The organism is Clostridium sp. (genome assembly GCF_021372645.1).
Classification (GTDB): Bacteria; Bacillota; Clostridia; order Clostridiales; family Clostridiaceae; genus Clostridium.
In genome coordinates this window covers 39,986-53,732 of sequence record NZ_JAJFUC010000015.1, presented here as the reverse complement: position 1 = coordinate 53,732, position 13,747 = coordinate 39,986, and the positions used below count along the sequence as shown (strand labels likewise).

The 13,747-nt window shown below is 27.6% G+C and carries 7 protein-coding genes; 6 read left to right on the top strand and 1 reads right to left on the bottom strand.

The window, feature by feature from the left end; translation table 11 throughout:
- Positions 1 to 74: 74 nt before the first annotated feature.
- Positions 75 to 1,037, top strand: coding sequence for a tyrosine-type recombinase/integrase (locus tag LLF98_RS02085; protein ID WP_291700362.1), 963 nt, complete (start codon positions 75 to 77; stop codon positions 1,035 to 1,037).
- A gap of 140 nt (positions 1,038 to 1,177) precedes the next feature.
- Here the strand turns inward: LLF98_RS02085 and LLF98_RS02080 are convergent, their stop codons facing one another.
- A complete protein-coding gene (locus LLF98_RS02080) occupies positions 1,178 to 2,029 on the bottom strand; it encodes a copper amine oxidase N-terminal domain-containing protein (protein ID WP_291700359.1) in 852 nt (283 codons plus the stop codon).
- A 398-nt stretch (positions 2,030 to 2,427) separates the two neighbouring features.
- Here LLF98_RS02080 and LLF98_RS02075 point away from each other — a divergent pair, with 398 nt between their 5' ends.
- The 5 genes from LLF98_RS02075 (at position 2,428) to LLF98_RS02055 (ending at position 13,742) form a co-directional block, all read left to right on the top strand.
- On the top strand, positions 2,428 to 2,979 hold the full coding sequence (locus tag LLF98_RS02075) for a type III toxin-antitoxin system ToxN/AbiQ family toxin (protein WP_291700357.1): 552 nt from the start codon (positions 2,428 to 2,430) through the stop codon (positions 2,977 to 2,979).
- A 93-nt stretch (positions 2,980 to 3,072) separates the two neighbouring features.
- The gene (locus LLF98_RS02070) at positions 3,073 to 3,678 is read left to right on the top strand and encodes a hypothetical protein (RefSeq protein ID WP_291700355.1); all 606 of its coding nucleotides are present in this window, start codon (positions 3,073 to 3,075) and stop codon (positions 3,676 to 3,678) included.
- 106 nt (positions 3,679 to 3,784) lie between these two features.
- The gene (locus LLF98_RS02065) at positions 3,785 to 5,269 is read left to right on the top strand and encodes a phage tail tape measure protein (RefSeq protein WP_291700353.1); all 1,485 of its coding nucleotides are present in this window, start codon (positions 3,785 to 3,787) and stop codon (positions 5,267 to 5,269) included.
- Between the two features lie 234 nt (positions 5,270 to 5,503).
- On the top strand, positions 5,504 to 7,303 hold the full coding sequence (locus LLF98_RS02060) for a hypothetical protein (protein WP_291700351.1): 1,800 nt from the start codon (positions 5,504 to 5,506) through the stop codon (positions 7,301 to 7,303).
- A gap of 337 nt (positions 7,304 to 7,640) precedes the next feature.
- Positions 7,641 to 13,742 (top strand): hypothetical protein, encoded by a 6,102-nt coding sequence (locus tag LLF98_RS02055; RefSeq protein ID WP_291700349.1) that lies wholly within the window; start codon positions 7,641 to 7,643, stop codon positions 13,740 to 13,742.
- The last annotated feature ends 5 nt before the right edge of the window (positions 13,743 to 13,747 follow it).

The window sequence follows — 13,747 nt, the reverse complement described above, 5'->3', positions numbered from 1 at the left end:
TTGTTAAGTTTAAGGGTAGTGGGATTTGTTTTTATATATCCCTGCCCTACTTTATTATGTAGATTTTTAAGGATGTGATTACAATAGCAGAAATAAGTAAAAAAATTAAATTTCATGACCCTGAAAAACTTAAAAATATAAATCCAGAAACTCTAAAATTATATGATAAATATAAAGTTGATATGACAATACGGGAACTTAGCCAAAAAACCATTGAGGGGTATGACAATGATCTTTCCCATTGGTTCATTTTTATCTATGATAATCAAGATAACAAATCAATTTTAAAATTAACAGAAGATGATATTGTAGAATTTCTTTATTTTTGTAAAACGCAAGGCAATAATTCAAGAAGAATGAAACGTAGAATATCATCTATATCTGCATTTTATAAATTTTTAAGACGCAAGAAATTAATCACTGAGAACCCACTTGAATTTTTTGAAAGACCAAAGAAAGATACTGATATAATTACTCAAACTTTTTTAACTAAAGAACAAGTGGATTTAATGAAACAAAAACTAATAGAAAATGGTGATTTACAATTACAAACTTATGCTAATTTTTCTCTTTCTACTATGGCAAGAGTAAATGCTGTATCAAATACTAGATGGGATCAAATTGATTTTGATGAAAGAACAGTTAACGAAGTCCTAGAAAAAGAAGGCAAAATTGTAACTTTATATTTTAGTCAAGAGGTAAAAGATTTACTTCTGAAACTAAAACAGTATAGAGAAGATAATCAAATTGATGATAGTGGATGGGTATTTATTACACGTTACGATAATGCTTTTAATAAGGTTGCCAAGGGAACTATGCAACAATGGGCAAAACGAGTTGGCGAATTAATAGGTGTTCCTACGATGCATGCCCATGATTTTCGTCATAGTGGGAGCCAGTTGATGCTTATAAATGGCGCACCATTGGAGGAAATTTCAACCTTATTGAATCACAGTGGTCTCGATGTGACAAAAAAATTTTACACTCGCGAAGACAAGAAAAAAGTTCAAGAGAATAAAGATAAATATGGAGTTTAATAACAACACAAATCCCTCAATTTATTAAATAATTCCCCCTTCCCCACTTATTATCCATATAACATTTTTATAAATAAATAGAGAGTAACCAATAATTACTCTCTATTTCCTATTAAATACATATTTACTTTAAATCATTTTTAATAAGGTCTATATTGATCTGTTGAATATCCATAATTTTGTGTGGCAGTTGTACCATCCATAAATTCTATAAATATTTCATCAATTACAATTTTGCGAACTACTCCTTGATAAGTAAATAAATTATTACAACATAATTGTTCTCCAGGAGATACTGGCCCTACATATTTAATATTAAATTTGCATTTGCTATTTAATTCATCATATGAAGGGTCTCCTACTGCATTGTAAGTACTAACTTTTAATGTATAATAATTAATAGTTTTCCCAGATAAATTATCTGCTACCCAAGTTAATTTTACTCCATCTGCTGAATTTGTATTATAATAAAAAGTTGTTCTATTATCAGATGGAAGGTTTGTAGGTGCGCTAATTAATTGAGTTAAAGTATTTGGTATATTTGTTGGAGTAGTCGTTGATATATTACTCCCCACACTATTTATAACAATACTATTAGTTTTACTATCCCAACCAATATTATATCCAAAAGCATCAAATGCATATTTAACAGGCAACAAAATTTGATTATTAATCCTTATAGGAGTGACATCCATAGTAGCTTCTTTTTCATTTCTTAAATATATGGTGCTACCTATTTTCATTAGAATAGAATTATCACCTCGTTTTATGCCAATATAATCATTATTTACATATACATAATTGTTTTGAATCTCAAGCATTTGTGATATATATTGGGCAGGAAGATAGGTTCTATTGTTTAATGTTTGTATTGGAGCATTAGAAAAGGTTTTGCCATCTATTACAATATCTTGAGCTGATACAATAGTAGTTAGAGATAGACAGAATAAAAGGGTTAAAATAATGGTTATTGTGAGTTTTCTTAATTTCATGGGATACCTCCTTTAAAATTGTTTTTTTATAATTGTTAATTATATTGTTTATATTTATAATTATAACATTATGTATGGTATTTGGAAATAACTTCTATTATGTTTTTGGTTGTTAAATTAATAATATAATTTCTTTATTTTTTATTGACATTTATATGTTTGTTTGATATTATAATATTAGTTTCAAATCCAAATACAAACAGTTTATATCTCTTGACATTTAATTACATTGAATGGCATAATATGTATAAGAGGTTACGAATCCTATCAAAATCGTATTAATAGAGGTTGCAGTTCCTACCAAATACTGTATTAATAGAGGTTACGAATCCTATCAAAATCGTATTAATAAAATGGACTGGTTAAATATTAGTCCATTTTATTATTTGGAGAATTAAATGAAAATAACATGGAAAATAGTAAATGAGTTTTATCTTAATTATTTAAGAGATAATTATGAGTCAAGAATACCTTATTCAAATTATGGTGATGATAAATATAAACCTTTTTTCAGTCCTTTATTTGAGATTAATGATTTGATTTATATAACTCAAATTTCACATCCTCAAAAAAGACATTATGAATTGAAGAAAAATATTGATTTTTATAAAATTTATCATCCTAATGATGGAAGATTATTAGCAGTTATTAATCTTAACTACATGTTTCCTATTCATAACTCTTTAATGGCTGATTTGAGATATAAAAGTATTGAAAATTATAGATTATTTAAATATGAAGAAGAAAAGAGTAAATATATTGATTTGTTGAGAATTGAGTTAAATATTATTAATAAATTACCTCTTCAAAAAAATGCATTTAAAATCTACAATATGAAATATAAGTATCCTGATAATTTTATTTCTCAAAGAAGTTTTGATTTCAAAAAATTGGAAGATGCATGTTTTAAATATTTAGATGCGAATGATTATAAAAACCTTTTACTGTAAGAAATCTTTTTATATTTATTATTATAAATAATCATCATTCTTATTGTAAATAATATACATTTAATATATTATTTATATAAAGGAGTTGATTTTATGGATAAATTAACTAAAATAGAAAAAAGATATTTTAGTTATATTTTGGTTGCTTTTATATTGAGTGGGATATTAAGTTTGTTTGTGGGTTGTAATGAAAAAGCAAAAATCAATACTCAGGTTTCACCAGTGGTAGAACAAACTAATCAAAAACAAACACAACCAAAACAAAAAATAGTTCCTTCCTTCCCTGTAACTACTTATAATACCCCATTTTTAACTTTCGACTATCCGAAAAATTGGATTGAAGATAAAGAAATAACTTCACCTAATTTAGTTATTGGATTAGTTAATCCAGAAGATGGATTAAATTTTATATATATAAGTAAATTAAATACTTCAGAAACTAAATTACAAAATGTAGTTAAAACTATAAAATTATCAGGTATGTATGATACTAAAATTATTAATCAAGGATATTTAAATCAACAATGTTATTATACAGAGTATTATATTAATAATAATCCAATAACCCATAATAAAAGATATATCTATCAAATTAATGATACTTTTTATAGAGCAACAATAGGTATTGAAGATAGTAAATGGGAAGGATTTAAAGAAGTTATTCAAGTTTTTGAACAGTCATTAAAGTTTAAGAAATAAATTTTATTATTTAATAATTAACAATTAAATAAATCAATCAAGAGAGGTTTAATTTAATAACCTCTCTTTTTTCATGCCAATTTAGAGAGAAAGGAGAGGTTATTAAATGGACTCACTTAATATTATCATTAAGGCGATACTTGAAAAGTCAAGTCGTACACAAATAGAAACTGATATAAAAGAAATTGAAAAGAAATTAAAACCACTTGAAATAAAAACAGATGTAGATAAAGTAAAATCTCAATTTAAAATACTAGAAGATGGTTCAAGAGAACTTCAAAAAGTTGTTACAAATACAAGTAATACAATGGGACAACAAGTTCAAATTATTGAGAAAGTAAATAAAGTAACTAAAGAATTAGTTCTTGATTCAGAAAATGTAACAAATAATTATAAAAAACAAAGAGATCAATTAGCAAAAATAAATGCAGAGCAATCAAAGTATTGGACACAAAGAAGAAAAGAAACTTTAGATTCTATGGTTGGTAAACCCGATACTTTGGTTCAGATGTCAAATTACTATAAAAACTTAGAAAAAGAATCTGCAAATCTTGCTAAAACTGAAGAGAAAAGACAACAAGTAGAATCTAGGTATTGGATGGAACGTAGAAAAGAAACTTTAGATTCTATGACTTCAACTAATACAGCAATTCAACAAATGAAACAGTATTATGCTCAATTAGAAAGAGAAACGGCAGAAGAAGGAAGGCAAAACACTCTCATTAGAGAGCAAATAGCTTTATACCAGCAAGAAATTGCTATAAAAAATAAAAATCTAATGACTACTTATGGGAAGTCTTACGATTCTAAGGGCATGACTTCTATAATTGCTAGTGCCAATAGTCTAAATTCTAATGATTATAAAACTATAGATGAATTAAAAAGAGCAACAAAACAATTAGATTTAGAAATTGCTAGTTCAACTGCTGGTATGCGTCAACTTAGACGAGAAGCAACATATACTGCAAAAGAAGCAGATGGGTTATTTACAACATTTGGTAAAGATGTTTTCAAATTAGGAATTTGGGCTTTAGCGGCGTCTGCTGTATACTCACCCCTTAGAGCCATAAAGTCTGCGGTTTCTTATATCTCTGAAATGGATAACGCATTAAATGAAGTGCGTATTGTTACAAATAAAACTCAACAAGAAGTAAATGATTTAGCCTTATCCTATAATAAATTGGGTAAGGAAATGAATGTGACTACTAAAGAATTGACTCAAACGGCGGCTGATCTATATCGGCAAGGTTTAAATGATACACAAGTAGAAGAAAGAATGAAGGGCATAGTTGAATATGCCAAAATAAGTTCAATTAGTCTTGAGGATAGTAACCGAATTATCACAAGTACGGCGAATGCGACAGGTGAAAGTACACAAAAGATTATAGATATTTTTGCACTCTTAGGAGATACTACAGCTTCTGGTGCTGATGAAATTGGTGAAGCTTTACAACGTGTAGCAAGTGCAGCAGATAATTCAAATGTTTCTTTAGAAAAAAGTGCATCATGGATAGCTACAATTTCCAGTATTACAAGAGAATCGGCTAGTACAATTGGACGTTCCCTAGATTTTGGGGCTTTAGTGGCATAATACATAAACTACTATAGAAAATTTTCTCTAATGGTTGTAATTATTGTGGTGATAATTACAGATAACTTGGAAGTCCTATGGCAAGGATGACAAGGGCGAAGAATTTTGAATAAATAAAAACCGAATACAAGTTAATTTTGATTTAGAAAGCTAGGGTAGCTCCCGAAGAGTGAAATTCCTATTCATCTGCTTTCTATTTTTATTTGTGGAAAATTACTAAGGAGGTAATTAAAAATGGGGAATTTAGAAACTAAAGTTTGTAAAATATGCGGAGAAGAAAAGCAAATTACTGAATTTAATTCTAAGGGTAGTGGGCATTATGATAGTATTTGTAATGTTTGTAATTGGTTTAAAAGACATAATAATATTAATATAAAAGATGGTTGGTTTATAGGAGAATATAAACAAATAATTCATTATATTTTAATTGATAAATTATTATTAAATGAAATTGCAAATAATCTAAATAGAGATTTATTTGATTTATGTGATGTGGTTGTTAATTATTTAAAATTACGTGGACAAAACAAAACTCAATTAAAATATAATTGCGATTATTGTAACACAGAGTTTTTAATGCATCCATATCAATTATTATCACAAAAGGCTCATTGTTGTAGTAAACAATGTTCTAATTCATATAAAAAAGGTATAAATTATCATAAGATTATTGGGAAAAAGAACTGTATATATTGTGGTAATGAATTTGATGTTTATGATAATGTTCCAGACCAAAAATATTGTTGTTTAGAATGTAAAGATAAACATTATAAAGAAAACCCCAAACAAGAAGAAGTAATTTGTTCAAATTGTGGCAAAAGTTATACACGAAGAAAACAATCAAGATATAATAATACTTTTTGTTCTTTAGAATGTGAGTTAGAATTTAAGCATAAAGAAAAATGGGAAATCAGACAATGTGAAATTTGTGGAAAAGATTTTGAATGTCTAAAATCTAGTACTCAAAAAATGTGTTCTATTCAATGCCAAGGAATATGGCAATCATTGTATCTATCAGGAGAGAATGCTAATGGATATAATCATAATATCTCAAAAGAAGATAGAACATTAATTTGTCAATGGTGTGGCACTCTATTTGAAGTTAGTCCACATAAAATTAATACTGCTAAATTTTGTTCTGATAAATGTAGGCAAGATTATTATAGCAATGTATTATCTCAATCACCTGAATGGAAAGAAAGATCAAGAAAAAATGCTGTAAAAAATTTAGAAAATAAAGTTTGGGATACTAATACATATATACAAGTTTTAATAAATAATCTATTAGATGAATTAAAAATAAAATATATAAATGAAAAAGGTTTTACTTATTTTGCAGTTGATAATTATTTAGAAGATTATAATTTAATAATTGAAGTTATGGGGACATATTGGCATTGTGATCATAGGATTTATAAAAATATAAATTATGATATGCAAGTTAAAAGAATAAAAATGGATAAAATTAAGCATACATATTTATTAAACAATTATAATATAGAAATATTATATTTATGGGAAAAAGATATAGTAAATAACCCACAATTATGTAAAAACTTAATATTAAATTATATAAATAATAATGGTATATTAGATAATTATCATTCATTTAATTATGTTTTTAATAAACAATTAAAAGTAAGTAATAAAATTGAAATTCCTTATATGGATTGGGATATTAATAATTTGAAAGAAATTATAGATATTTCAGTTAAAGAAAAAATGTCTCATAAACAACAAGATAAGTGGATTACTTATAATTGTGAATATTGTGGAAATGAAAAAGAAATGTTAATTTCTCGTTATAATAAACAGAATCATCATTATTGTAGCAAAGAGTGTGCCATAAAAGGTAGAGTTACTAAAATTAAGGTTAAATGTAATAACTGTAATGAAGAAATAGAAGTGCCAAAAAGTAAATATAATAAAAATATAAGATTTTTTTGCAATCAACAATGCCAACATGAATATCAAAGACAATTTGGATTTAAATCTGATCATAGGGATTTAAATTATAATATAGTACAAATATAGTGTTCACCACACACTATTAATATTTATTCAAAATTCACGCTGAACGACTAAATGAGAAAACACCATTTTATTATGGTGGTGCGATAGTCTGCTCATCTCCTATATTGTCATTTTTATAAAGGAGAGAGAGAAGGTCGAATGTAACCAGACATTCTAAAGAAGAACCTTCTCCGCCTATTTTAAATAGGTCATAAAAGTAACAGATGGAAACAGTGTAATTAGCCGATATGAATCTATAAAAAAGACCGGATTTAATGATGAAGATTCCACTAATCTAAATCAGGTTACTAAAGCATTATCAGATATTGGAATTAAGGCAACAGATTCTAAAGGACAGTTGCGTGATTTCGCCGATGTGGTAGATGAACTTGGAAGAGATAAATTTCAGACCCTTAGTAAGAATGAGAAGGCATATATTGCTACAACCATGTTCGGTACGTACCAGCGAAACAGAGGTCTTACCTTACTGAATAATTATAATGATTCTCTTAAAAATTACGAGAATGCCCTAAATTCAGCAGGTACAGCAGAACAAAAATTTGGCATTTATCAAGAATCTACTGCTGCAAAAATGGATCGTGCGAAAACTTCTATTGAAGGATTTTGGCAAAATGCATTAAGTTCAGATACACTAAAATCAGCAATAGATGCGTTTAATACTTTAATGGAAATATTAGATAAATTAGTTAATAGTTCAATGGGTTCATTTTTAATCCAGGCTGGTTTGATTTCAACTACTTTAGGAATTTTAAGAATTGGATTTAAATCTTTAGCTGGAACAGCAGGGGTAGGGAGTCTTATATCGGTTATTGGTGGTTTATTAAATTCATTCAAATTATTAGCTTTGGGAGAATCTACGTTAGCATTTGAAACTACGGCATTAAGAGCATCTTTTACTGCTTTAAAAGTATCTCTTGCAACATTTTTACCTACAGCAGTAATAATTGGATTGGGTTTATTAGTTGAATTATTTATTAAAGCAAAGGATAAAGCAAAAGAAGCACAAGAAACTTTTGAAAAATCTATTACAACATTTAATACTAATAAAAATGAAGTAAAAAATTTAGAAGATTTAGCAAAACAATACGATATTTTAAATTCTAAATATAGTAAAACAATAGAAGAAAAGCAAAAACTTATTAATATTCAAAATCAAATTGGGAATTCTTGTAAGGAATTAGGTGTTGCCTATGATAATGAAGGTAATGCTATTATAAATAATAGTCAACAAATACAGGAATATATTAATCTTAAAAAACAGCAATTGGAATTAGATAACCAAAAGATTAAAGAAACGTATAGTGGTAAAAGTGATCAATATTCAGATGATATAAAAAAGAAAAAACAAGAAATCATTGATTTAGAAAAGAAACTTAATCAATCTATTGGATACAAAAAATCTCAAGGTGGAGATACAAATTTTGATGCTGAAATTGAAGAATATATTGATAATATAAAAACTGCAAGGGAAGAATTACTAAAGTTAACACAAAAAAATGATGCTCTTAATTTATCATTATTAAATACACAAGAAAAATTTAATTCATTAAGTAATGGTTTGAAAAGTAATCTCATTGTAGTATTTAATGAATTAAAAAAGATAAATCCTAATGCCAATCTTTTAACTTTTTTAGATAAAATTGATGTAGAGAAAATTAATAAATATTCTGAAGCTTTAAAAGATTTTAAAGAAAACGGTAATATTGAAGATTTAAGTAAGGCATATGATGAATTAAGAATTAATTTATTAAAAGCAGTAGATGGTAATGAGCAAGTAGCAGATAGTTTATTACAAATGATAGCTCCTACCGAATCTGCAAAACTTGCTATATTTAAATTTCAAAGGGCTTTAAAAGATTTAAAGGGTCAGTCTTGGGATTCAGCTTCAAGTATGATTCAAGCATTTGCTAATTTAGGAATTAGTATTAATATGCAAGTAGCTAGTATTCTAGTTGGATTTGGAAAAGTAATACTTGGTATAAAAGATATGGCAACTGCCCTACAAGCATTTGATACTGTTGCTAGAGAAAAATCTAAGGCAGATTGGATAGCTGGTGGTGGCAATCCAGCAGATGAAAGATTATTTACAGAAGGATGGAAAAAGTCACATCCAAATACTAAAGGTGCATTAGAACAAATAGGTTCAGCGTATGAATCTTTGCTTTCTCATAGTAATAGTAATAATAATATTGGTGACACCAATCCCTTGGGTGGTTCATCCCCATCATCATCATCAACCAAAGAGAACACTTACGAGACAGATAAATATGCCAATTCCATAGAAATTCTAAACCAGCAACTAAAACAATCAGAATACTTACAATCTAAACTAACTGAATCATCAGAACAATATCGTTCAGAACTTGAAAAACAAATCCAAATTCATAAAAATCAGCAAGATTTGGCACATTCTGAAGCAGATAGGTTGCGGTCTTTACGTTCTGCTTTTGCTGAAGGCACAGAAGATTTTGATAAATACACTGATAAAATAAATGATTTAGGTTCGTCATGGATGGGTTGGCAAGAGAATATTGATGAACTTTTAACTGAAATTAAAACCAGTAAAACCAGTTCTTACGATCAACAATACGAATCCATCAACTCCCTAATAACACAATCAGAAAACACACTCTCAAAATACAACGATACTTCAAAAGAATACGGAACAACATTATCTTCAATCATCTCTCTACAACAACAAGAACAATCTGCAATTACTGACGAAATAAATTTGCGGAAACAAGAACTATCTACTCAACAGGTCGGTACAACAGAATATAATAATACAATTGAACGTATGCAAACCTTAATCTCTAAGTATTGGGATTTAACTAAAGCAATTCAACAAAATCAACAAGCCCAAAAAGAATATGAAAATAAACTTTTTCAAAATAATCTCGATATGCTTGATAAATCAATTGAACCATATAGTAATATGGTATCTAATATTAAATCTAATATGGATTTACTTTCAGATACAGATTATGAAGGAAAAATAAATTTAACAACACAAGCAATGAATGCAAATAAAGACTTAGTTTCTCAATTACAATCTGAATTATCTAAACTTCAATCTACTGTTCCTGAAAATTCAACTCAAGAACAAGCATTAGCACAGTCAATTAAAAGTACCACAAGTGCTTTATTCTCTGCTAAGAAAGAAACTATTTCATATGCGAAAGAATTAGGACAATTACAACTTGCAAAAATAAAAAGTAATTTTGATAAAATTACTGATTCCCTTTCAAATCAAATAGATGTAACTGAACATCTAATTGAAATGATGCAAGATGGTATTCCAACTGGAGTAGATTTGACTTTTAATTATGCAACAGAAGTTGTTGATAATACTGAAAATGAAGATATTGAGAATCTATCACAAGCAGGAATTGATGTGCAAAACCAATTCTATCAAGATTCAATAGAAGCACAAAAGAATTACCAACAAGAAATGATTGATGAAACCAGAGCAATGTTTGATGAGCAAACTAAATCAATGACAGATTTTTTCAATAATTTCTTAAATATGGTAGCACAAATAAATGGAGTCCATATTTTTGATACTACCCTTTCAGATTTTGCTAAAACTAAAAATGCTTCAGAAGAAACAATAGCAAAACTTAAAGAGTTAGAAAAACAACTTCAACAATTAGAAGAAAGACGTATTAAAGAAACAGACAAAAATACTCAAAAAACAGTTGATATTAATAATGATGGATATGATGATATTACTGGTAAAGCAATTGATTCATTTACTGATAATTTAACTAATACTCAAAGTTATTTTACAGATTTAATTGATACTTATGGAACTAATTGGGATAAGATTATTAATGTAGTGCAAGGGAAAATATCTACTTTAAACGGTTTAACTCCTAGTATTCCTAATGTTAATAATAATACTTCTAATACTTCTAATAATCAAAATAATAATACTTCTTCTAGTTTAGGTACATGGGAATCTCCTTGGGATAAATCAGGTGGTTGGCAAGGAACAGGATATTATAGAGTACGTTTAACCCCTACAAGTAGTCAAGGTACAATATATATAGATTCTGTAGATAAATTTAATAAATACTATGCTAAAGGCACTAAAGGTCATCCTGGTGGATTAGCTATAATTGATGATGGTAAAGATAATGAATTAATTATTGAACCAGGAAAAGAACCATATATTCATAAAGAAAAAGGTGCTAAGTTAGTTGATTTGCCTAAAGATACTCAAGTAATTCCTGCTGATGAAACAGAAGATATATTAAAAAATCGTAGTTATCGTAAAGGTTCTCCTTTATGGGAAGAATATTATCAACAGGCACAAGCAGAAGATTGGGCATGGTTTTGGATTCAAGAAGAATACGGTTATTATGATGAACCTACTCCAATTGAATATTATTGGGCAGACACAGGTAAATATATTGGTAGTAGTGAACCAAACCAGCAAGAAATTGATAAACATTATACTAGTTCAAATAGTTCTAATTCAAATAATTCTAATAATGAAGCAAATATATCTGCACCTGCTAATATTCCAGAAGTTTCACAAGATGTTAATGGACTCTATGATAAATTACTTGGGCAAGTAAATTCAAATATAACCACTCAACGTAATGCGGTCAATAAATATTCTGCTATTGCTAATATGTCTGAAGGTAGTTATTATATTGACGAAGAAAACAATACAGTAAAAGTTACCGCAAATATGATAGCAGAAGCATCAAAAAAAGCTATAGAAGCAACCAATTCATTAATGTCTGCTGAGAAAAAGTTAAAGTCAGTTTTGAAAGATAAGTTTGATTATGAGTTTGATGCTCTTGAAAAGCAAAATAATGGATTAAATGATAGTGTTGCTTTGGAAGATGATATTCAGCATCAACTTAATATGTTGTCAGATACAGATTTACAAGAAAAATTCAATTTAACAGAACAACTATTAGGCACTACCAAAGATCAAAAAGATGCATTAACTAATTTAAAAAACATTGCTATTGCTGAAAGAGATATTTATCAAGTTGGTTCTACTGAATGGACAATTCTAAATGACAAAATAAATGACTACAATGAACAAATTGAAGATGTAGATGAAAATTTAAATCAATTAAATCAAACAATCATAAATACAAAATTTGATGTTATTTTACAATCATTAGAAGTATTTGATGATAAACTAGACGATATAGATTTTGTAGGTTCTTTAATTGATGAAAAAGATGTTGCAGGTAAAATCAATAATATTCAACAACAAATATCAACAACTATGGTTAAGATTTATTCTTTAAAATCTCAAATTGCTAACGCTGATTCTTTAGGTTTAACAACAGAACAAGTTGTAGAATTAAAAGAAACATTAGAAGATGCAGTTTCAAGTGTCTATGACTTAAATAATTCCATGAAAGAATTAGGATATAACGAAATCATAGATAATATTGAAAAATTAAGAGATGTTTCAGAAAAATATTATGATGAACAATCAGAATATTTAGACAAAGAATTAGAAAAGAATAATGAACTTATTGAGCAAAAACTTGATTTATTGGATAAAGAAGAACAATTAGAAGATTATAATAAAGATTTACTTTTTAAGCAAAAAGAACGTAATGAAATTCAAGATGAATTAAATAAGTTAATTGGCGATAATTCTGCTTCTGCTAATACAAAAAGAACGGAATTAACTGAACAATTAAAAGGAAAAGATGAGGAAATTGCAGATTTTCAATTACAAAGGAATCGTGAATTAAGAAAGCAAAATCTTGAAGAACAAAAAGATAGTTTTAGTAATGATATTAATTTAGCAAAAGAAGCATTAACTATTGCACAAGATGCTGAGAACGAAAAATGGAATACTATTATAACTGCTTTACAAGATGGAACTTTAACCTATGACCAATTAACTGATGCTTGGTATCAAGATACTATTACTAATCTTACTAATTTTGATTCTGATACTACGACCTATGTTAATAAAATTAAATCAACTTTTGAATCATTAGGTAATATGGAAATTAATCCTGTTTCGTTTAGTGAATTTTTAAGTCAATATGGTTATACTCCTACTCCTAATACTTCTAATAGTACCTCTACTACAGTTGGATTTGATACTGGTGGTGGAACCGGTAATAATGAAGGATTAGCATATCTTCATAAAAAAGAATTAGTTTTAAATGATAAACAAACAAGTGCAATGTTAAAACTTAAAGATTATCTTCCAGATGTAGTTGAAATGTTAAAAAATAAGAAGGATATATTATTAGAAAATCTTAGATTAAGCATTCCTAGTTTTAGTTTTAATAATTTAATACCTGCTTTTGAAGGTGCTGGAGATAATTCAATAAGTAATTCATATGTTGTAAATTTAAATATTGCATCACTTACAGGTGATAAAAAAGGAGCAGATTATGTTTGTTCTGCGATAAATAAAAGTATTAAAAAATTAGGTAAATAATGAGG

Coding starts and splice junctions, on each gene's coding strand:
- LLF98_RS02075 (WP_291700357.1), top strand. CDS start 2,428: ATGAAAATAACATGGAAAATAGTAAATGAGTTTTATCTTAATTATTTA.
- LLF98_RS02080 (WP_291700359.1), bottom strand. CDS start 2,029: ATGAAATTAAGAAAACTCACAATAACCATTATTTTAACCCTTTTATTC.
- LLF98_RS02070 (WP_291700355.1), top strand. CDS start 3,073: ATGGATAAATTAACTAAAATAGAAAAAAGATATTTTAGTTATATTTTG.
- LLF98_RS02060 (WP_291700351.1), top strand. CDS start 5,504: ATGGGGAATTTAGAAACTAAAGTTTGTAAAATATGCGGAGAAGAAAAG.
- LLF98_RS02065 (WP_291700353.1), top strand. CDS start 3,785: ATGGACTCACTTAATATTATCATTAAGGCGATACTTGAAAAGTCAAGT.